This window comes from Synechococcus sp. 63AY4M2, from assembly GCF_002760475.1.
Lineage (GTDB): Bacteria > Cyanobacteriota > Cyanobacteriia > Thermostichales > Thermostichaceae > Thermostichus.
This window is the reverse complement of the sequence record NZ_AXUX01000001.1, coordinates 692,097-711,365: the sequence shown is the minus strand read 5'-3', so window position 1 is coordinate 711,365 and position 19,269 is coordinate 692,097. Positions and strand designations below refer to the sequence as shown.

Genomic DNA, 19,269 nt, shown 5'->3' with positions numbered 1-19,269 from the left:
TGGTGAGCTGGGCAGGGGTTCAGCCCGCTTTGGCCCAGTGGGGCACCACCCCCCTGCCGCAGATCGGGGCGCCGGCGCCGGAATTTGAGCTGCCGGATCAGTCGGGCCAGGTGCGGCGGCTGGCGGATTTTCGCGGCAAGTGGGTGGTGCTCTACTTCTATCCCCGCGACTTCACTGCCGGGTGTACCATCGAGGCGCGCCGCTTCCAGCAGGATCTGCCCAAGTTTCGGACGCTGGGAGCGGAGATTGTGGGCGTGAGCGCCGACTCGGTGGACTCGCACCGACGGTTTTGCTCGGCAGAGGGGCTGCAATTTCCTCTGCTTTCGGATCCTGAGGGCACGGTTAGCCGCGCCTACGGCTCCTGGACGGGGGAGATGGCCCTGCGCAACACTTTTTTGATCGATCCTGAGGGGATCCTGCGGGCCATCGACCCGATTGTCAACCCCTCTCGGCACAGTGCCGAGGTCTTGGCCCAACTGCAAGAGCTCGCCCAGGCTGGCTAGTCCTGGGGGCCAAAGGTCTGCTCGAACTCCTGCAGCAGCTCGTCGATCTCCTCCAAGGCTTGATTGACATCGACCCGCAAGCTGCCCAGGTCTGGCTTTTCCAAAAGCTTGACCAAGGTGGGCCGGCGCTCGCGAATGCGCTTGATGCGCTCTTTGAAGGCGGCAATTGCAGCTGTGTCCATGGCTAGAGAGATTATTTCAACTCCTCCAGACTATCGCTTTCCCACCCGGATTGTCGCCCACCGCGGGGATCACACCCACGCCGAGGAGAATACCCTGGCCGCTTTTGCGGCGGCCATCGAAGGCGGGGCCGACGGGATCGAGCTGGACGTGCGCCGCAGCCGCGACGGGATCCCGCTGGTTTTTCACGATGCCGAGCTGGAGGGGCAGCCGCTGGCGGCGCTCACTTGGGCGGAGATCCGCGCCCGCAAGCCCACGATCCCCAGCTTGGAAGAAGCGCTGCTCCACGTCAGGGGCAGGATTGCCCTCGATATCGAGCTGAAAGAGGCGGGCTACGAAGAACAGATCCTCGCCCTCATCGGCAAGCTCTTGACCCCTGCAGAGTGTGTGATCACCTCTTTTTTGCCCCAGGTGGCGCAACGGGTGAAAGCCCTTCTGGGAGGGGCTGCCCCCCAGGTTGGCCTGTTGGTGGAGGCGCAGCCGGAGGGAGAGAAGGGATCCCTCTTGACCTACTGCCGCGAGGTGGGAGCGGATTTTCTCGCCCCCCATTACTCTTGGCTGGACCTGCCGTTTTTGGCGGCGGCGGCCCAAGCCAGGATCCCGCTCTACGTCTGGACGGTCAACGATCCGGAGATCATGGCCTTCTGTTTGCGCCCGTCTGGGGAGGAGCCGCCGGTGCGGGGGCTGATCACCGACCACCCTCAGTTGGCGCTGCAAATTCGCCGCCAGCTCTGGCTGGCCGCAGAAGACTAAACCATGGGCACAAATTGCACTGGGAAGGCCCCCTTTTGCACCACCCCCTCCGGGGTTTTGTGGAGGATCAGCAAGGATTGGAATCCCTGGCTTTCGCCCACCGGCACCACCAGGGTACCTCCCACCGCCAGTTGATCCAGCAGCAGCGTCGGCAGGGTTGGGGGGGCTGCCGTCACCACGATGGCGTCGTAGGGGGCGTGTTCCGGCCAACCCTGATAGCCATCTCCCTGGCGCACCTCCACGTTGCGGTAGCCCAAGGAGGCCAGGGTTTGCTGAGCGCGGGCGGCCAAGGGAGCCAGCCGCTCCAGGCTATATACTTGCCGGGCCAGCTCGGCCAAAATGGCCGCCTGATAGCCGGATCCGGTGCCGATTTCCAGCACCACCGACTCAGGGGTGAGGCGGGCCGCCTCAGTCATAAAGGCGACAATATAGGGCTGAGAAATCGTCTGGCCGTAGCCAATGGGCAGCGGGCAATCCCTGTAGGCGCGCTCCCGCAGCTCCGGGGGAACGAAAAGGTGGCGCGGCACCTTGCGCATTGCCTCCAGCACCCGGGGATCGCGGATCCCTCGCTGCAAGATCTGCTCCCTCACCATCCGCTCCCGTTGGCCAGCCCAGGGATCCATGCCACTATCGCCGGCACAGGACTGAGGAGCGCCCAACTCGGCAGCCGGGATCCCAGCCAAGGAGTCAGAAGTCCTCTTAAAAAGAGACGAGAACAACTTTACCATTGGCGCACAACCTCCAAAGCTAACAGCTTGCCGGGATTTTCCGGGAACGCTGCGCCGTCCCTTGGGATCCCTCAACTCGATCCTGGCCTACTTTCCAAAAGACTTCCAGCTTTAATCAGGCTTTTTCCCCTACCCCTTCCCGCAAGGGGATGGAAACTCCTCTTGTGCACGACTTAGCCGCAAGGATCTACCGGCTACAGCTAGCCCTTAGCAAGGTGGGGCCGTGGGGTGGTTTAGCGGTGTCTGTCAAACCAGCGCATCAGCATCGCCGCTAGGCGCTCAGGGTTGTGACGCACCAAGCCGGTCTCAGGATCCTCTTGCATGACGTTGGCCAGAACTGCCCGGCAACCTAGGTAGGCCAGCTTATCCGGATCCAGCACCACAAACTCAGAGCCATTGCGGCGGTAATGCTCCAAGGCGCGGAGAGAAGGGGGCTCCCGCTGTACCAGGACACCATCGAACAAGCGCACGCCCGCCACCCGATCCAGGGCCATGACGTGATCCCCAACGGTGTAGCCGTCGGTTTCCCCTGGCTCGGTCATAATGTTGCACACGTAGATGTGGGGCGCCATGTTCTTGGCCAGAGCTTCCACAATCTCCGGGATCAACAGGTTAGGGATGATGCTGGTGTAGAGGCTACCCGGCCCCAGCACCACAAACTCTGCCGCCTCGATGGCCTCGATCGCCTCGGGCAAGGCAGGAGGGTTGGGCGGGTCGCAGCCAATGCGGCAAATGCGCCCCCTGGCTTTAGCGATGTTGGACTCGCCCACCACGCGGCGGCCATCGCTCAACTCCGCCCAGAGGGTGACGTCCGCCAGGGTGGCCGGCAGCACCCGTCCCTGAATGGCCAAGACCTGCGAGGTGGCGGTGATGGCCCGAATCAGGTCGCCCCCGGTTACGGCGGTGAGGGCGGTGATGAACAGGTTGCCGAAGCTGTGCCCGCTCAGACCTTCCCCAGCCTGGAAGCGGTATTGAAACAGCTCCGTGAGCAGCTTTTCTTCGTTGGCCAAGGCGGTGAGACAGTTGCGGATATCTCCAGGGGGCAACACGCCGATCTCCCGCCGCAAGCGCCCTGAGGAGCCGCCGTCATCGGCCACGGTGACAATGGCGGTGATGTTGGAGCTGTAGTGCTTCAACCCCCGCAGCAGGTTGGAAAGGCCGGTGCCGCCCCCCAGCACCACGATGCGAGGGCCACGACTCAGACGTCGCCGCGACAGGAGCTTATCCACCAGCGCCTCGTCTCCTTCTGGGATCAGCACATCTTCGATGGAGCGCATGGCGCTGCGAAAGCCCAGCACCACCATCACCAAGCCGATCCCGGTCACCAAGGGGCCGCTGATGTTGTTGGGGATCCAGGTGGTGATCAGGCGCAGGGTGATGTCGATTAATCGCTTGAGGCGAAAGATGGGGGTCAGCTCTGTCCAGATGGCGATGCCCAGCACCATCAGCAGCACGCCCCCCACGGCTAGGGTGAGCCAGCGCTTGACCGCCAGACCAGGGAAGAGCCATTTCCAGCCATTTCCCGGCCAAGTGGCCTGGCGACGGCGAGGCCCCCACACAGTGGACTTGTTGCTGGGCGCGGGCTTAGTCATGGGGAGGTGCAGGAACGCCGGCCAAAGGGATCCTAACCTGTTGCTGTTCTACGCCAGCGGCAGGGGGTGGCGGGCCAAAGCGGGCCTCCAGCTCCCGCTGCGAATCCAGCAAATGGCGGTGCTGCACCTGGATGTTCAGGGCAGGCAGGGCAGGGTTGTCGGTGGGGACAGCCCAGGGCCGCAGATCTTCAGCCAGGCGCTCCACCAGAGCCACAGAGCGGTGTTGCCCGCCGGTGCAGCCGATGGCCACGGTCAGGTGAGGCCGTCGTTCTGCTCGGTAGTGGGGCCAGAACGCCTGCACCAGAGAAAAGATCTGCCGGTAGGTGGATTGGGTAACTGGATCCGCAAAGAGGAACTCCTGCAGAGGCGGATCCTGGCCGGTCAAGTGGCGCAGATGGGGCTGAAAGAAGGGATTGGGCAAAAAGCGCACGTCGAACAGCAAGTTGGCATCGGGGGGGGCACCGTACTTGAAGCCGAAGCTGACCAGCCTCAGGTTGAGCGGCTGTGGGATCCCGTGGACCAGGGCTTGTAATTGCTGCCGCAGTTGCTGGCTGTTCAGCTCAGACGTATCCAGGAGGTGGGTGCAGCGCTCCCGCACGGGGGCCAGATCGCGCACTTCCTGCTCAATGGCCTCCAACAGGCCAAGGCCAGGGCGGTGAGGGTGGGGGCGGCGGTGGGCGCTGAGACGGTTGAGCAATACCAGGGGACGAGCCTCCAGAAAGAGGAAAGGGATCCCTTGCGCTTGCCGCCAGCGGTCAAAGGCAAGGAACTGCTCCCGATATTCCGGGGTGTGGAGGTTTAGGCTCACCGCTAGAGCAGGGTGGCGAGGCCGGATTGCCTCGATTAAATAAACGGCCTGGTCAGGCGGGATCCCTTCCAAGCCGGTGTAGCCCAGTTGTTCCAATTGCTGGATGGCCAGGGTTTTCCCGGATCCCGTCAGCCCGGCAATAACGAGAACAGGCGAGGTCGCGGCGGTCGGTCTAGTCGCTTGATCGTCCATGCAGCCTATTCTAGGGCGAGGGGGAGCCGAAAAACCGGATGCCAGGCGCTCAAGTCTGGGAGGCTGTTGCGGCTTCTCTGTCCGTTTTCTCCGCCGGCCCCGGGAGGGGGGCGCTGGGGCAGAGATCGGCCAGAAAACACTGTTCGCAAAGGGGCTTGCGGGCGGTGCAAATGGCCCGCCCATGCTCGATCAGGCGAATGGACCAATTTTCCCAGTCGGCTTGCGGCAACAACTGCATCAGATCCCGCTCGATGCGCACGGGATCCTCGTGCTCGGTGAGGCCGAGGCGACGGCTGAGGCGCTTGACGTGGGTATCGACAGTCACGCCAGCGTTGATGCCAAAGGCATGGGCCAGGACCACATTGGCCGTCTTGCGGGCCACCCCCGGCAGAGTGAGCAGCTCCGGCATGGTGCGGGGCACCTGGCCGCCGAAGTCCGTCACGATCTTGCGGCAGGCCTCTTGGATGTGTTTAGCCTTGTTGCGGTAGAAGCCGGTGGGACGGATCAGGGCCTCGATCTCCTCCCGCGGCGCCGCCGCCAGCGCCTGGGCATCGGGAAAGCGGCGAAACAGCTCCGGCGTAACTTGGTTGACTCGCTCGTCGGTGCACTGTGCAGACAAAATGGTGGCCACCAGCAGTTGCAGCGGCGTTTCGTAGTGGAGGGCACAGGTAGAGTTGGGGTAATGGCGCTTCAGCCGGATCAGGATCTCCAAAGCCCGCTGGCGCAAAGCCCGCTTGCCGCTCATCTGCAACTAGCCCGACCCGGTGACGATGGCAAGGGTGTCCTTGAAGATCAGCACTACCCCCAGCCCCAGCAGCAGCACCAAGCCCGTCTGCATCACCCGTTCCTCCAGTTCTTTGGGCAGCCGCTTGCCGCGGATCGCTTCCAAGATCAAAAAGGCGATGTGTCCCCCATCCAAGGCGGGCAGGGGCAACAGGTTGAGAATAGCCAGGTTGATGCTGATCAAGGCGGTGAAATTAAACAAGCTGGCAGCATCGTCCCGCGCCAGATCCGCGCCGAGCTTGACAATCCCCACCGGGCCGGATACCTGGGTGGCGGTGTTTTGGAAGTTCTGCAGGAGCTGCTGCAGGCCACTGAGGTTCATCATCACCAAGCGCTGGTAGGCGTTCCCGGCTTCGGCAAAGATCTCTGCCGGGCTCTGAGCCGGGCGCAGTGTCACCTCTTGGTTGGGGGCCAGGTTGACCCCAATGGCCACCACCTCTCCCCGCATCTCGGGAGTCACCGTGATCTCCAGAATGGGATCCCCCTCCCCTCGCTGCACCTGCAGGGGGACGGGCCGGTTTTGGCTGCGGCGGATCAACGCCTGAAAATCATTGAGAGCTGCCAAGGCCGAGGCCTCGTCGGCAACCGTGCTGTAATCGTGGTCAGCTGCCCGCAACACCACATCTTCCGCCTGCAAGCCGGCCCGCTCCGCCGGGCTATCCGGCATCACCTGGGCGATGAGAATGCCGGGATGGATGCGCGTCACCGATGGGATCCCCAGCGTGGCAAACATCAGCACCAGCACCAGATAGGCGAAGGCCAGGTTGGCCATCACCCCCGCGCTCATCACCACCAGGCGATCCGCGACAGGGCGATTCTTCAGCAGATCCGGGTCGTCGGGCGGGTAGGGAGAGCGCTCGTCATCGTCGGGAAAGCCCACGTAGCCCCCCAACGGCAGGGCGCGAATGGCGTACTCCGTCTCCTTGCCCTGGTAGCGCCACAGCACCGGGCCAAATCCCAGCGAAAAGCGGTTGACGTGGATCCCTTGGAGTTTGGCTGCGGCGAAGTGTCCCGCCTCATGCACCAGGATCAGCAGGGCGAGAATGGCGATGGAGAGGAGAACAGGCATGGGCTGGCTTGAAGGAGAGAAGGAAAAAAAGAGCAAGAGGCAGAGAGCCACAGCGACGGCTGCACCTGCCGCCTTAAGGAACCAAGATAACAGACCAGAAGCGGCAGAGCCCTCAGAACACTTGTTCTACTTCCAGGATGTCGGGAATGCTCTCCCGCAACTTGCGCTCGATGCCCATTTTTAAGGTCAGGGTGGAGCTGGGGCAGGCGCCACAGGCCCCCTGTAGGCGCAGCTTCACCACCGGGCCGTCGATTTCCACCAGCTCTACGTTGCCGCCATCGGCTTGCAGGTAGGGGCGCAGCTCGTTGAGGACTTTTTCCACATTTTCGGCCGTTAGTTCCAGTGCTTGTGCCATAGTTGCTTCCAGCTCTGCTGAGACCTTGCCTGGGATGTCGAGATGTTGATTGTAGCGATTTCTCGCCAGACCCCTCAAGCCAGGGAGGGATCGCCCTTCTTCAGCATAGTCTCCTTCTTTCGGGGTGGGGGATGAGATCCCTCTCTTCAGCCAGAAGACTAGAATAGGACTCAGATTTGCCTGTTGCGAGCAGCAGACCCAAGCCTATTCTGAGCAGGGGCGCTTTCTTCGCCATGTTAGATGTCTTACTGATTGTGATCTTCATGTTGGCCGGGGCGGGTCTTGGATTCTACGGCCTGGATCTGCTCCCTCCTGCCGCCATTCAGGGGGCCAATGTGGAGGGGGCGCGCGTGGTTACCAGCGGCTTTGGTGTCCTAGCGGGTTTGGCTTTTGGATCCTTGGTGCGCTGGGGCTACCGCCGCTTCGAGGCCAATGTACGCTCGCTGCCGCCGGATGTGTTGATCAGCCGCTCGGTGGGGTTGGTGATCGGCCTGGTGATTGCCAACTTGGCCATGGCTCCTGTCTATTTGTTGCCCCTGCCTCAGCAGCTCAATAGCTTTATCGAGCCGCTGGCCTCCGTCTTTTTTAGCTTGTCCTTTGCCTACTTGGGGGTGAGTTTGGCCGATACCCATGGCCCTGCGCTCTTGCGCCTGTTCAACCCCAACTACGCCCTGCAGGCGGCCGCAGAGGGCAGTGTGGTGGCGGCCAGCCCCAAGGTTTTGGACACCAGCTCCATCATCGACGGGCGCGTGGCCCAGTTGATCGAGACAGGCTTTTTGGAGGGAACGCTGGTGATCCCTCGCTTTGTTATCGCGGAGCTGCAAACCATCGCCGACAAAGCCGATCCGCAAAAACGGGAGCGAGGCCGCAGAGGGTTGGATACGCTGCAAGCCCTGCGCCAGGCCTATCCCGACCGCTTTGTGATTCACGAAGCCAACTACCCGGATCTGGCCACCGTGGACGAGAAGCTGGTGCGCCTGGCCCAGAATGTGGGGGGAACGCTAGTGACCACCGATTACAACCTGAAGAAGGTGGCCACACTGCAGGGGATCAAGGTGCTCAACGTGAACGAGCTGGCCGAAGCCTTGCGGCCCATCTACATTGCCGGCGACAGCTTCGATATCAAGATCACCCGCGAAGGGAAGGAGCCGGGCCAGGGGGTTGGCTATCTGGAGGATGGCACGATGGTGGTGGTGGAAGAGGGACAGCGCTCTCTGGGCAAGACTCGCTCGGTTGTGGTGACCAGCGCCATTCAAACCTCGGCGGGCCGGATGCTCTTCGCCCGCCTCAACAAGGACTCCAGCCCAGCTTCCTCTGCGAAAACCTGAGGCTTCAGGCCGAAGAGCTTTGTTTTCCCGACGCAATGATGGCCTCTCCCCCAATGGGCGTCCTCCAACCGGATCTGATTTTCTACACCCAGGATCGCCAGCAGCGTTTCTGGAGTTTTTATTGGGAGGGTGCTGAGAACTACGCCATCTACCCGCAGCAGATCCTGAGCGGACAGCAAAGCTGGGAGGTGGCCAATGCGGAGGAGTACGAAGCCAAGCTCAGGCAGGTGTTTGCGAGCGGGGATCCCTTGCAGCATCAGTGTCAGGTGATTTCTCCCCGCTACAAGTTGCACTTGCATCTTTGCCTCAACCCGGTGCGGGACATGGAGGGGGAGGTGGTGGCCGTGTCGGTAGTGGGCAAGGTGTTGGGGGCGACGCCTTTCAACTTGGCCGGCGGAGCCGGCAGCCCCCCTGCCCAGCGCCATCCCCTCCTGACCGAGCCGGTGCCGGGGATCACGGCGCAGTTGCTGCGCAACATCGGCCACTCCCTCGGCATCCGCGAGCTGTGCCAGCAGACGGTGGAGCAGTTGGGCCAGTTGTTCGGGGCGGATCGCTGCCTGCTGGCCCTCTACGAAATGGGGCAGGACTCCCTCACAGTCAATGCTGAGTACCGCCGCAACCCGGGGGATCCCTCGCTGTTGAACCAGACCTTGCGTCTGGCGGATCACCCGCCTCTGCTGCAAGCCCTTCGTCAAGAAGAGCCGGTGGTGATGGGACGCCATCTGGCCATCGCCATGTCTTACCGGGGCTATGCCAACAGCCTGCTCTGGCTGGAAGTGTTGCCCCCCAACGAAGCCCCCCTCTGGCAGGCCGGCCACCTTCAGGTGCTGCAGAGCATCGCCACCTACCTGGGCACCGCCATTGCCCACGCCATTTTGCTGGATCAAAGTCGCCAACTGGCCACTCGCCTGCAGTTGGCCAACCAGACACTGCGCCAGAAAAACAAAGAGCTGGAGCAGGCCCGCGCCCAAGCAGAATCGGCCAACCAACTGAAAAGTCAATTCTTGGCCAATACTTCCCATGAGCTGCGCACCCCTCTCAACGGGATCATCGGCTTTATTAGGCTGGTGCTGGACGGGATGGCCGAAAGCCGAGAAGAGGAGCTGGACTTTTTGCAGGAGGCCTACCGCTCGGCCCTGCACCTGTTGGCCTTGATCAACGACGTGCTGGACATCGCCAAGATCGAGGCGGGCAAAATGCAGTTGCAGTTTGAGCCCTGCGACCTGCGCGCCTTGTTCAAGGATGTGGAGGCCAAAACCGGCCTGCAGGCCAAACAGAAGGGATTGCAACTTAGCTTCCACCTGCCCCCCACGCCGGATCGGATTTGGCTGTACGGAGATTACCAACGCCTGCTGCAGGTGATGCTCAATCTGGTGGGCAATGCCATCAAGTTCACCCCCAAAGGCTCGGTGACGGTACGAGCCGACCTCCTTCCCGGCGACCCGGGGATGGCCCGCATCCGCGTCATCGATACCGGGATCGGCGTGTCGCTGGAAAAGCAGCAGAAGCTGTTTCAGGCCTTCACCCAGGTGGATGGCTCCACCACCCGCCAGTACGGCGGCACCGGCTTGGGCCTAGCCATCAGCCAACGGCTGGTGGAGGCAATGGGGGGAGAGATCAACTTCTATAGCCTGGGCGAAGGGCTGGGATCCACCGTCACTTTTACCGTGCCCCTCTACCGCCAGCCGCTCCCAGGGGGGGAGGCGAGCCCAGCTCAAGAAGGCCCCCCAGAGGCTACGAATCCCAACCTAATGCCCTATCCGGCCCAGTGCTGATCCACCGATGCCCTATCCCCGCAAACGGTTTGGCCAGCATTGGCTTAAGGATCCCGCGGTTCATGAGGCGATTGTGCGGGCCGCCCAGTTGCCGCCTCCTCAGAGGGATCCTGCGTGGGTTCTGGAGATCGGCCCCGGCACCGGGCAGTTGACGCAGCGGTTGCTGGCCCAGGGCGTACATGTGGTGGCGGTAGAGATCGATCGGGATCTGTGTCGGCTGCTGCAAAAGCGCTTCGCCGACCAACCCCGCTTTCACTTGGTGGAAGGAGATTTTCTTCGCCTGCCGCTGCCGCCTCAGCCCCGCCTGCTGGTGGCCAATATCCCCTATAACCTCACTGGCCCAATTTTGGAGAAAGTGTTGGGATCCCCGGCCCAGCCGGTGAGGCAGTTTGAGCGCATCGTCTTGATGGTGCAAAAAGAGCTGGCCGAGCGCCTGCAGGCCGGCCCTGGCAGCAAAGCCTACGGCGCTCTGAGTGTACGGGTGCGCTACTTGGCCGAGTGCGAGCTCATCTGCCGCGTGCCCCCCAGCGCCTTCCGGCCTCCTCCCCAAGTGGAATCGGCAGTGGTTCGCCTCACTCCCCGCCCCGCCCCCACCCCCGCCCGCGATCCCCGCTGGTTCTCCCAACTGGTTTGCCAGGGCTTCTCCGCCCGCCGCAAGCAACTTGTCAATGCTCTGGGAGGCCTCGTGGATCGCCAGACCGTGGCCGCCGCTCTGGCTCAGCTCCGCCTCAGCCCCACGGCCCGTGCCGAAGAGCTGGATCTGCCCGATTGGCTGGCCCTGAGCGATCTGCTGCTGGAGCAGACACCTAGGATGGCTGCCGTTTCCGGCGAGGGAAAACCGCGGTAGGGTGAGAGGAAGTCCTCAAGGGTTTTTCACCAGACCCCAAAACAACCTATGCTCAACAACCAAGGCAGACAGATCCTTGTAACTGGCGGTACCGGTGGGCTCGGGTTGGGAGTAACCCCCGTGCTCCTGGACACAGGGGCAGAGTTGACCTTGACCTACCGCCAAGAGGAGGAGTTGGCTGTTTTGCGGCAGCGCCTGCCGGCCAATAGCCTGGATCAGGTGCGCTTTGTGCAGGTGGATTTGCTGAACGAAGCCGCTGTGGCACGGCTCATCGACGATCTGCCCCGCGTCGATGGTTTGGTGCACCTGGTGGGCGGCTTTGCCATGGGCCCCACTCACGAGTACAGCCTAGAAGATTGGCGGCGCGATTTTGACCTCAACCTCACCACCACCTTCCTGGCCTGTAAGCACAGCCTGCGCAAGATGTGGCAACAGGGTTATGGACGGATCGTGACGGTGGCCTCCCGAGGGGCGGTAGAGCCGGGATCCCAACTGGCCGCCTACTGTGCTTCCAAAGCGGGGGTGGTGGCCCTGACCCGCACCATTGCCGCCGAAACCAAAGGCACCGACATCACCGCCAACGTCATCCTGCCCAGCATCATCGACACGCCGGCCAACCGGGCTGCCATGGGCTCCGAGCAGGCGGAGCTGTGGGTAAAGCCCGAGTCGATCGGGCAGGTGATCGCCTTTTTGGTCTCGGAAGCGGCGCGGGATCTGAGAGGGGCGGCGATCCCGGTGTACGGCAATGTCTGAGCTGCTTGGTTGACCGCACCCCCAGACGGCCTTCATGATACGAGGGTAGAGGCTTATTTTCGTGCCGTTTTCCTATGCTGAAGCGATGGTTCTTGGGGGGCTGGCGTCAGCAAATTGGCCGCATTGAGGTAACAGGGGTGATCGATGGCAGAACCCGAGAGCGGGTTCTCAAAGCCTTGCAAGAGGTGGAAGAAAGACAGATCCCTGCCGTGGTGTTGCGCATCGACAGCCCCGGTGGGACAGTGGCAGACTCCCAGGAAATCTACAATGCCCTCTCGCGTCTGCGGGAACGCAAGGGCACGCGCATTGTGGCCAGCTTTGGCAACATCGCTGCCTCTGGAGGGGTTTACATTGCCATGGGAGCCGAGAAAATTGTCAGCAACCCCGGCACCATCACCGGCAGCATCGGCGTCATTATCCGCGGCAACAATCTCGAACGGCTGCTGGACAAGATAGGGATTTCCTTTAAGGTCATCAAGTCCGGCCCCTACAAGGATATCCTTTCCTTTGACCGCGAGCTGACCCCAGAAGAGCGCAACATCCTCCAAGAGTTGATCGACATCACCTACGGCCAATTTGTGCAAACCGTTGCTGCCGCTCGCCGGCTAAGCGTGAATGTGGTCAAAACCTTTGCCGATGGCCGCATTTTCAGCGGCGAACAAGCTCTGCACCTGGGCGTGGTGGATCGCCTGGGCACAGAAGAGGATGCCCGCCTCTGGGCCGCGGAGCTGTCAGGGTTGCCGCCCGATGCGAAGTTCTGCGATCTGCTCCCACGGCGCAGGGGTTGGGCCCGCTTGCTACCGGCGGCAGAGGCATTGGCGCGTCTGCAATTTGAGGTAAGCACCTCAGGCCTGCCCCTGTGGCTCTACACCGGTTCTTGAGAGACGGCCTCCACAACTGTGAGGATTGGTTCTCCCGCCCCCAACCCTTATGCCGGCATAAGAGAGCAGTTGGGAAGCAAAGCCAGAAGCCGCTTTGCCACCTGCTCCTGGCCGGGGGCTTGCGGCGGTGCGTCTGGCTGGCCGGAGTTACTCCTCTATTTGCCAGGGATCCTGCGCCAACTCCTCGTCGAAGATGCGGGGGGGACGCACCGCCATCAGCACTTGGCCCAGCAGGGGAGAGGGGGGCGAATCCTCTATCCACTCCACCGCCACAGCTCCCCCTCGATCCACCAGGAAAACCCCTGCCCTCCCTTCCCAGGTGCGAACGGCGCGATCCGCCACCAGCAAAATCGGATCCTGTTCTTCTTCAGGGGCCACCGGCCAGCCCAACAGGGATCCCAGCAAACCATTGTCCACCTGCAGGGCGACTGGGTCGGCGGCCCTTTGAATGGCCGGCCAAGCGGGCAAGGCCATCCACGTCTGCCCAGCCACGCTGGTGACCCAACCAAAAAGGCCTTGAGGCTCAACGGCAGGGATCTGCTCCCAGGTGGCGGTAGAAAGAGGCAGGGATCCGGCCACCGGCAGCAGACGGGGCAGATCCTCTTCCGGGCGAAACACCGAAAGCCTGGGCAACGGCTTGCGCTGGGGTTGGGAGCCGGGAGCCAACGTCGACAAGAGCCGCTCAACCTGTTGGCGGGCTGTTTCGCTGTGGGCATACTGAAAGGCGCGGCCAATGGCCCGGGTTCGCTCCTGGAGATCGCGGGTTTCCTGGGCAGTTTTCCAGGCTTGGTAAGCCACCGCATCGCCGGGGTGATCCGTGAACCCTTCCGGGAGCTGCCGCAGTTGGGCATAGTTTTTCACAGCCCGGGCGATCTCGTGGGCCTCATCGGCACCCAGGTTGCGGCTGACAACCAGCTCCGCCACCCGGACGCGATCCTGAGGCGAGAGGATGCGCAACTCGTAGAGAATATCGCTGCCTTTGTGGGCAAAGTGCTCCAAAACGGCTGAGCTGGCTCCTGCTTTCGCCATTCCTTCGTAAACCTGGGCGGCGACAACGATCTGGTTTTGGTGGGCGGGCTCAAACCCGGTCGCCTCGAAGATGGCCTGGGGAGTCATTTTCTGTCGTTGCAAGCTTTGGCAGGCCTTTGCCCAATCCAGCCACCCCCCCTCTTTGCGCTGCAGCCGGCCCATCAACAGGCTGGGATCCTCCTCCGGGGCAGTGGGTTCCGGCAAATGCTGACTCATGGCCACGCTTCCTCCGCAACGACAATAGCCCAAAATGAACGCATACAGAACCAACCCATCCAATACAGTAAACTGCCCCATGGCTATAGCTTGCTTCCGCGAAGCGGTAGCCGGGGGCTTTGGGAAATCCTGTAGCCGGCAAGCCAGCCGCGGATCCCTGGGCTGGTTGATAAGGGCAGCCTCAAATAACATAGGCCTACGGCCCACTAACGCGGGGGGCAGCGTTGGAGCTCGCATCCCCTTCCCGCCCACGTGCAAGAGTGACCCCCCAACCGCTGGCCAACCTGCAAACACAAAAGGATAGCTCGGTAGCCTCGTACTTTAGGGCGGGGCGGAAAAGCCCGTAGGCAACTTGAGTTGCTCATAATGGTATCGTTGTTACCGAGGCGTGCCGTTCCCAGGCAAGCACCTCATCACGATGAAAAACTCGACCGGTGGCCAGCGTCTGGGAGATGCCAACGTCTCAGCCAACCTGCAAGGACTCTGCCCCCTGACGCGATCAGAAAAGTCAGCAGAACCTTGGGGCCTTGCCTCAAGGAACTGTCTAGCTAGAGGCGCTTTGGCAGCGCCTTTACGAGCCCGTTTGTGAACTACGTTAAGCATCCCCCGCCTTCCGGCGGAGGGAGTGTCAATTGCTCTCGGCGCTCTCTCGGCACTCGCCCTCCGTCACCTGAATTCGATGAAGTAGCCGCGCCTTTTCCCCTCCCCTGACCCCCCATCCAGATCCAAAGGGATCCCTCTCCCGCCATACCAGAAGATGAACTGGGGTGGGCAAAGCAAACTAGCTCATGCTGACCCGGCTGCGGTCATAGGTGAGACGGAAGGTGGGATGCACCTTTCCTTGGATGCGGTTCCAGAAGTTGCGCACATTGGCCTGCAGGCCAACCCGCTCCGTGCCACGCACCAACATGGCTTGCTGACGAACCCGAATCGCCCGTTGGTGGCCCATCATCAGGCGGCGAGCCAGCTCATCCAGAACGTGAGAACGGCCAGGAGCAGGTGCCTCGGCTGTCTGAACGGTTTGAGCCGGCGCTGCAGCAGCTTCGGAACGATAGGCCGCGCCCCGATAGAGCAGGTCAAGCTTGGTGGGCAAAACCACCGGCTTGCTCAGGTGGCGAAATCGCCAGTCCAGCCCCCGATAGCGACCCCCCACTTTGCCCGGAGAAACAGTCACCGTCGCCGGCGAGTGGGTGTAACCAACGCCACGGTAAGAGAGTTCCATGATCTTCGCCTCCAGATGAACGATTTCTTTCTACATTTTGTATTATAAGCTACGGTTTTGAGGTATTGCCACCAACTTTTAACGAAAATTTCCACTGATCCTCCCTTTGGCTGGCCAAGAACCCAGCCTGAATGAGGCGGGATCCCCTGCGGGAGCCGGTTTGCAGCGCTTTGGGTTGGGCCCAGCCTTCCACTCTGTCCGCAGGGCCGAAGAAAGCATTATCGTGGAAGAATCCTCAGGATTGGCTACAAAAGTTCATACTCCTGGTGGGGTGTCTCTGTGCAGGAAGACTTTCGCCTGATTCTGGACATCGTGACAGTGTTGGCGGCAGCGGCGGCGGGTGGTTTTCTGGCAGCGCTGCTGAGGCAGCCGGTGTTGCTTGGGTACCTGCTGGCAGGGATCCTGGTGGGACCAACGGGGCTGGGGTGGATCAAGGAGTTGGTGCAGGTGGAAACCCTGGCCCAGTTTGGGGTGACCTTTTTGCTGTTCAGCCTGGGAGTGGAGTTTTCCCTCAAAGAGTTGCGCCAGGTGCGGGGGATCGCCATTGGCGGCGGCGCTTTGCAGATCGGCCTGACCATCGCGATCACGGCGGCGCTGGCAGTGGCCAGCGGCTGGCTGACGCCGGTGCAGGGGATCTTCCTGGGGGCAGTGCTCTCTTTGTCTTCCACAGCGGTGGTGCTCAAAAGCCTCACCGAGACCAACCAGATGGGCACGCCCCAGGCTCACGCCATGCTGGGGATCTTGATTGTGCAGGATCTGGCGGTGGGGCTGATGCTAGCGGTGTTGCCGGCTTTGGATTGTCCTTTGCCGGAGCTGGCGGGATCCCTGGCCAAGGCGCTGGCGGAGATTGGCCTGGTGGGGCTGGGGGCGGTGGTGGGCGGGATGTGGCTGGTGCCCGCTTTCCTGCGCCTTTTGGCGCAGCAGGAGAGCAAGGAGGTGTTTTTGTTGGGGGTGATCAGCCTCTGCGTGGGGATTGCCCTGTTGACAGAGCGGCTGGGCATTTCCAGCGAGATCGGGGCCTTCCTGGCCGGGCTGATGATCTCAGAAGTGGAATACGCCGACCAGACCCTGGCCTATGTGGAGCCGCTGCGGGATGTGTTTGCCGCCCTCTTTTTTGCCGCCATCGGCATGCTCATCGATCCCAGCTTTATCGCTGCCCACCTGCCCTTAATCTTAGGGTTAGTGGGGCTGGTGATGGTGGGCAAGTTTTGCCTGGTGGCCCCTTTGGCCGGTCTGTTCGGCTACCCGCTCCCCTCAGCGGTGTTGGTGGGGCTGGGCCTCTCGCAGATCGGCGAGTTCTCCTTTGTCCTGGCCAGCGAAGGGCAAGCGCTAGGGCTGGTGTCGCGGCAACTGTATTTGCTCGTCGTCAGCACCACCGCCGTTACCCTGCTGGTCACTCCCCTTCTGCTCAGGGGCGCGCCGCGGCTGCTGGCAAAATTACAAGGGATCCCTTTCTTTGCCCGTTGGCTGGAAGCGAGCGAGCGGCCCCCCGCCCTGTCCCCCGACGCTCCCCAACAGGATCACGTGGTGGTGTGCGGCTATGGACAGGTGGGGCAGGACATCGTGCGCATCCTGGAAGCCCGTCGCCATCCCGTCTTGGTGATCGACCAGTCGGAACGGGTCATCCAACACCTGCGCTCCCGTGGGATCCCCTATCTCTACGGCAATGCCGCCAGCGCCCCGGTGCTGGAGAAAGCTGGCCTGCCCCGCGCCCGCGCCCTGGTGATCGCCCTGCCGGATCGCCTGAGCATGCGCCTTTGCCTGAAACGGGCGCTGGAACTGGCGCCCCACCTGGATGTGGTGGTGCGGGCCACCCATGAAGAGGACATCGAACAGCTCTATCAGTTGGGGGCCAGGGAAGTCGTCCACCCGGAATTTGAGGCCAGCCTGGGCTTGTGCAGCCATGTGCTGCTGAAGCTGGACGAGCCCCTGGAGGTCATCCAGCAGGAGATTCTGGCCATCCGCAGCAGCCACTACCGCGATTTGCGCCCTCCTTACCCCAGTTGTCTGATCCCCACCCCCGTGAGTTGGCCGGCGCAGCCCCCATCCCCGCCGCTCCTCGGCCATGCCAACGGCAGCCGCGACAGCGGCCCACCCGAGCCTGCGACCGCCTGGTGGGAGCACTGGCAGCGCCCTGTACAGCCGGAATGGGCAGGGATCTCGGGCTCGGCTGAGTAGATAGAGACAAAACCCCTCTCAGGGGAGCTAACCAGGATAGGGGATCCGCAGGAGCTGGTTGACCGGTGGGTGAGCCACCTGCACCTGTTTGCCGTCCGGCCACTGGATCTGGATGGCTTCTACTGCCGACTCGGATCCCAGGCCAAAATGGGCCACCGGCTCCATCTGGCAGAGGTAGCCGCTGCCGGCGTCGATGGGTCGGATCTGCGTGCGGGTAGAGGTAACCAGGCGTACCAAGGCGCCGCGGGCTGGGGATCCCTGGCGGGTGAGGGGCAGAACTCTCAGCCAGTTGTTGCCAGGGGCCAGCGGACGGTAGAAGCTCAGGGGCTGGGCGCCCGATTCTCCGTGGGCAACGAGCAGCTCTAGGCAACCGTCCCCATCCACATCCGCCACCGCCGCTCCCGTCCCCAGTCCCTGCGGCTCGACAGCATCTCCCATGTCGATAGCCTGCCAGCAGCCGGAGCGCCAGCCAAACAGCCGGTTGGGCTCGCCGATGTTGTTAAAAAACAGCTCTGGGTAACCGTCGTTGTCGAAGTCGGCAGCGATCACCGTGCGGATGCGGGAGGGCCTGGCCAGCTCGGGAGGGGCCACATTTTTGAAGACGCCGCTGGAAGTTTGGATCCAGAGGCGATGCGGCCCTTCCCAGTTGCCGTACACCAGATCCAACCGCCCGTCCCCATCCAGATCCACCGCTGCCACCCCCCGTCCGTGCTCGCCGGGATCCGCCAACCCCACCTCGGCGGCAATTTCCTCAAAGGTGCCATCCCCGCGGTTGCGAAACAAAAAGTTGGGCCCCTGCTCGTTGACGGCAAAAATGTCCATCCGCTGGGAAACCAGGGGCACGGCCACCAGCCCCCGCCCTCCCGTTACCCGGTTTACCCCCGCCTCTGGCGCCACATCGGCGATCATCTGGCCGGCGGACAGCTCGTAAAGGCGCATGGGGCCGCCATAGTTGGCCACGAAAAACCCGTACCGCCCCTGGCCAAAGCGATCCACGCAGGCCACCGAGCGACCTGCCGTCAAGTTGAGGGCATCTTGGTTGTGGGGCAGAGAGAACAGATCCACCCAACGGGATCCCTGCCAGTCGAAGAGGCGATCCCCAAAGCGCTTGCGCCCGCCGAAGGTATCAGTATTCAAGACGTAGAGTTCTTCTTGCCCGTCGCCGTCGAAGTCGCCGGCAGCCACCCCAATGGCCATCCGCCCTGCATCGGCCAGAGTATCGTCCACCAAATCCACCAGCGCCTGGCCGTTCCACTTCAAAACCCGATTCGGGCCGCGGAAGCCGCACACAAACAGCTCAAAAGCCCCGTCCCGATCCACATCGCAAATGGCAACTCCATAGGAAAAAGCAGGCGGGTTGAACTGGATGAGGGAGCTGCAATCTTGGAACATGGGGATCCCGTCGTAGGAGAGGCAGGAACTGGTGGGGCTCCAGACTCTAATGGTATGCTAGATCCTCGCTGTCGCTTCCCTTTCAACCATGCCACGCATCAAATCTGCCATCAAGCGCGTCAAGATTGCGGAGCGAAATCGCCTGCGCAACAAAGCTACCAAAGCCATGGTGCGCGCGCTGATGAAAAAAGTCACTTCTCTCTCCTCTGCTTACGCCGCCAACCCCCAACCGGAAACCCTGCAGGAGATTCAAGCGGCGATGAGCGCTGCCTTTAGCCGCATCGACAAAGCGGCCAAAACAGGGGTTCTCCACAAAAACACAGCCGCCCGTCGGAAGGCGCGTTTGTCTCGGATCGTGCAACGATCCCTGGCCGCCACAAGTGCCTCCTAAGACAGGGTCTTGGACGGGCAGGGCCCAAAGGTCTCTACTGCTGCCCCGGAAGCAAGCTTGAGCATTTGCTTACCGAGCTTTTGTTTGACACTGATACATTTACGCTGAACACTGCTGAGCATTACTGCTCAGCGGTGAAGCGATAGCATTCTGTCCGTTTCCGTTGTCACTACGCGACGCTGACGCGACCGCGCTACTCGGACGGAGTCCAAACAGAAAGGCGGTATCCCGCAAAGCCCTGAGCATAACACCCAGAGCGCCTTGCCAATCTCGTGGTAGCCTATGGTTGCACTT

At 62.2% G+C, this 19,269-nt stretch carries 19 protein-coding genes and 1 pseudogene; 9 read left to right on the top strand and 11 right to left on the bottom strand.

What is annotated here, in order from left to right:
• The first annotated feature begins 29 nt into the window (after positions 1–29).
• On the top strand, positions 30–503 hold the full coding sequence (locus tag SYN63AY4M2_RS03225; protein ID WP_228375501.1) for a peroxiredoxin: 474 nt from the start codon (positions 30–32) through the stop codon (positions 501–503).
• Here the strand turns inward: SYN63AY4M2_RS03225 and SYN63AY4M2_RS03220 are convergent.
• Complete coding sequence (locus tag SYN63AY4M2_RS03220; protein WP_011429792.1) at positions 500–685, bottom strand: hypothetical protein; 186 nt, start codon at positions 683–685, stop codon at positions 500–502. The two genes, SYN63AY4M2_RS03225 and SYN63AY4M2_RS03220, sit on opposite strands and share 4 nt — an antisense overlap.
• Between SYN63AY4M2_RS03220 and SYN63AY4M2_RS03215 the strand changes: the two genes are divergently transcribed.
• Positions 684–1,436, top strand: coding sequence for a glycerophosphodiester phosphodiesterase (locus SYN63AY4M2_RS03215; RefSeq protein WP_011429793.1), 753 nt, complete (start codon positions 684–686; stop codon positions 1,434–1,436). The genes SYN63AY4M2_RS03220 and SYN63AY4M2_RS03215 overlap by 2 nt on opposite strands.
• Here SYN63AY4M2_RS03215 and SYN63AY4M2_RS03210 read toward each other — a convergent pair.
• The 6 genes from SYN63AY4M2_RS03210 to SYN63AY4M2_RS03185 all read right to left on the bottom strand — a co-directional run bounded on the left by SYN63AY4M2_RS03210 (position 1,433) and on the right by SYN63AY4M2_RS03185 (position 6,963).
• Positions 1,433–2,164, bottom strand: a complete 732-nt coding sequence (locus SYN63AY4M2_RS03210) for a protein-L-isoaspartate(D-aspartate) O-methyltransferase (RefSeq protein ID WP_083759154.1) — start codon at positions 2,162–2,164, stop codon at positions 1,433–1,435. The genes SYN63AY4M2_RS03215 and SYN63AY4M2_RS03210 overlap by 4 nt on opposite strands.
• A 233-nt stretch (positions 2,165–2,397) precedes the next feature.
• On the bottom strand, positions 2,398–3,756 hold the full coding sequence (locus SYN63AY4M2_RS03205; RefSeq protein ID WP_011429795.1) for a gluconeogenesis factor YvcK family protein: 1,359 nt from the start codon (positions 3,754–3,756) through the stop codon (positions 2,398–2,400).
• Positions 3,749–4,756: an RNase adapter RapZ gene (gene rapZ, locus SYN63AY4M2_RS03200; protein WP_011429796.1), complete on the bottom strand. Its 1,008-nt coding sequence runs from the start codon at positions 4,754–4,756 to the stop codon at positions 3,749–3,751. Before rapZ ends, SYN63AY4M2_RS03205 begins: the two co-directional genes overlap by 8 nt.
• A gap of 49 nt (positions 4,757–4,805) precedes the next feature.
• On the bottom strand, positions 4,806–5,501 hold the full coding sequence (nth, locus tag SYN63AY4M2_RS03195; protein ID WP_011429797.1) for an endonuclease III: 696 nt from the start codon (positions 5,499–5,501) through the stop codon (positions 4,806–4,808).
• Positions 5,502–5,507: 6 nt separating this feature from the next.
• Positions 5,508–6,608 carry an RIP metalloprotease RseP gene (rseP, locus tag SYN63AY4M2_RS03190; protein WP_011429798.1) on the bottom strand — a complete coding sequence of 367 codons (1,101 nt, stop codon included), beginning with the start codon at positions 6,606–6,608 and terminating at the stop codon, positions 5,508–5,510.
• 112 nt (positions 6,609–6,720) lie between these two features.
• Positions 6,721–6,963, bottom strand: coding sequence for a NifU family protein (locus SYN63AY4M2_RS03185; RefSeq protein ID WP_011429799.1), 243 nt, complete (start codon positions 6,961–6,963; stop codon positions 6,721–6,723).
• 233 nt (positions 6,964–7,196) lie between these two features.
• Between SYN63AY4M2_RS03185 and SYN63AY4M2_RS03180 the strand changes: the two genes are divergently transcribed.
• The 5 genes from SYN63AY4M2_RS03180 to sppA all read left to right on the top strand — a co-directional run bounded on the left by SYN63AY4M2_RS03180 (position 7,197) and on the right by sppA (position 12,547).
• The gene (locus SYN63AY4M2_RS03180) at positions 7,197–8,291 is read left to right on the top strand and encodes a PIN/TRAM domain-containing protein (RefSeq protein ID WP_011429800.1); all 1,095 of its coding nucleotides are present in this window, start codon (positions 7,197–7,199) and stop codon (positions 8,289–8,291) included.
• Positions 8,292–8,344: 53 nt separating this feature from the next.
• Positions 8,345–10,066, top strand: coding sequence for an ATP-binding protein (locus SYN63AY4M2_RS03175; protein ID WP_011429801.1), 1,722 nt, complete (start codon positions 8,345–8,347; stop codon positions 10,064–10,066).
• 7 nt (positions 10,067–10,073) lie between these two features.
• On the top strand, positions 10,074–10,913 hold the full coding sequence (gene rsmA / locus SYN63AY4M2_RS03170) for a 16S rRNA (adenine(1518)-N(6)/adenine(1519)-N(6))-dimethyltransferase RsmA (RefSeq protein ID WP_011429802.1): 840 nt from the start codon (positions 10,074–10,076) through the stop codon (positions 10,911–10,913).
• A gap of 48 nt (positions 10,914–10,961) precedes the next feature.
• Entirely contained in the window at positions 10,962–11,666 is a 705-nt protein-coding gene (gene fabG, locus SYN63AY4M2_RS03165) for a 3-oxoacyl-ACP reductase FabG (RefSeq protein ID WP_011429803.1), read from the top strand.
• A 74-nt stretch (positions 11,667–11,740) separates the two neighbouring features.
• The gene (sppA, locus tag SYN63AY4M2_RS03160) at positions 11,741–12,547 is read left to right on the top strand and encodes a signal peptide peptidase SppA (protein ID WP_011429804.1); all 807 of its coding nucleotides are present in this window, start codon (positions 11,741–11,743) and stop codon (positions 12,545–12,547) included.
• A 147-nt stretch (positions 12,548–12,694) separates the two neighbouring features.
• On the opposite strand, the gene raf1 is transcribed toward sppA, so the two are convergent.
• Both raf1 and SYN63AY4M2_RS03150 read right to left on the bottom strand, forming a co-directional pair.
• Positions 12,695–13,792, bottom strand: coding sequence for a RuBisCO accumulation factor 1 (gene raf1 / locus SYN63AY4M2_RS03155; protein ID WP_041438181.1), 1,098 nt, complete (start codon positions 13,790–13,792; stop codon positions 12,695–12,697).
• A gap of 781 nt (positions 13,793–14,573) precedes the next feature.
• Positions 14,574–15,014: a DUF4278 domain-containing protein gene (locus SYN63AY4M2_RS03150; protein WP_011429807.1), complete on the bottom strand. Its 441-nt coding sequence runs from the start codon at positions 15,012–15,014 to the stop codon at positions 14,574–14,576.
• A gap of 279 nt (positions 15,015–15,293) precedes the next feature.
• Here SYN63AY4M2_RS03150 and SYN63AY4M2_RS03145 point away from each other — a divergent pair, with 279 nt between their 5' ends.
• Positions 15,294–17,192: a cation:proton antiporter gene (locus SYN63AY4M2_RS03145; RefSeq protein ID WP_011429808.1), complete on the top strand. Its 1,899-nt coding sequence runs from the start codon at positions 15,294–15,296 to the stop codon at positions 17,190–17,192.
• Positions 17,193–17,219: 27 nt separating this feature from the next.
• Here the strand turns inward: SYN63AY4M2_RS03145 and SYN63AY4M2_RS03140 are convergent, their stop codons facing one another.
• Positions 17,220–18,584 (bottom strand): CRTAC1 family protein, encoded by a 1,365-nt coding sequence (locus tag SYN63AY4M2_RS03140; RefSeq protein ID WP_011429809.1) that lies wholly within the window; start codon positions 18,582–18,584, stop codon positions 17,220–17,222.
• A gap of 88 nt (positions 18,585–18,672) precedes the next feature.
• On the opposite strand from SYN63AY4M2_RS03140, the gene rpsT reads away from it, so the two are divergent.
• The gene (rpsT, locus tag SYN63AY4M2_RS03135; RefSeq protein WP_011429810.1) at positions 18,673–18,975 is read left to right on the top strand and encodes a 30S ribosomal protein S20; all 303 of its coding nucleotides are present in this window, start codon (positions 18,673–18,675) and stop codon (positions 18,973–18,975) included.
• 99 nt (positions 18,976–19,074) lie between these two features.
• Here rpsT and SYN63AY4M2_RS14090 read toward each other — a convergent pair.
• A pseudogene (locus SYN63AY4M2_RS14090) lies at positions 19,075–19,269 on the bottom strand (RNA-guided endonuclease TnpB family protein); the annotation flags it as partial.